1 pseudogene is annotated in these 569 nt (G+C 59.9%); it reads left to right on the top strand.

Annotation, left to right across the window (positions count from 1 at the left end):
* Positions 1 to 343 (top strand): annotated as a pseudogene (locus AWU74_RS07560) (tRNA (guanosine(46)-N(7))-methyltransferase TrmB); the annotation flags it as partial.
* Between the last annotated feature and the right edge of the window lie 226 nt (positions 344 to 569).

Below are 569 nucleotides of genomic sequence, written 5' to 3'. Positions count from 1 at the left end.
GTTCCTCCCCGATTCCGTAAGCGGCGTGCACGCCTTTTTCCCCGACCCGTGGCCAAAAAAGCGGCACCACAAGCGGCGACTGCTCCAGCGTCCGCATACCGACCTTATCGCTTCGCGCATTGCGGCGGGCGGCTATATCCGTTTCGTAACGGACTGGCTGCCGTATGCCGAAAGCGCGAAAGCGGCGCTCGGCGATACGCCCGCTCTGGTCAGCCGGGCGGCAGGAAACGCCGGATTAGCTGCTCGTCCCGAGACGAAATTTGAGCGGCGCGGGCGCGAAGCGGCACAGGAAATCACGGAACTGGCGTATATCAAGGCACCGGGCAGCGCGCATTTGGCGTAAACGCTTCCGTTGCTATGCGGTGCCAGATACGGGTAACTCTGTCTTTAACGGGAGACAGTGCAGGAGTTTATGCAGACAGCCGGAATACGGCATAATGCCGAAAGGAGAAGCTATGGCAAAAACACGGGTGAACGGCAGGAAGCGATTCAACCATATGCCGACGGTGAGCGGAAAAGGTGGAGGGTGACGCCCCGCGACGTTTGTTCGGACATATACTGAACGCCGC

Source organism: Treponema endosymbiont of Eucomonympha sp., assembly GCF_001028545.1.
This window is presented reverse-complemented; position numbering and strand designations above follow the sequence as displayed.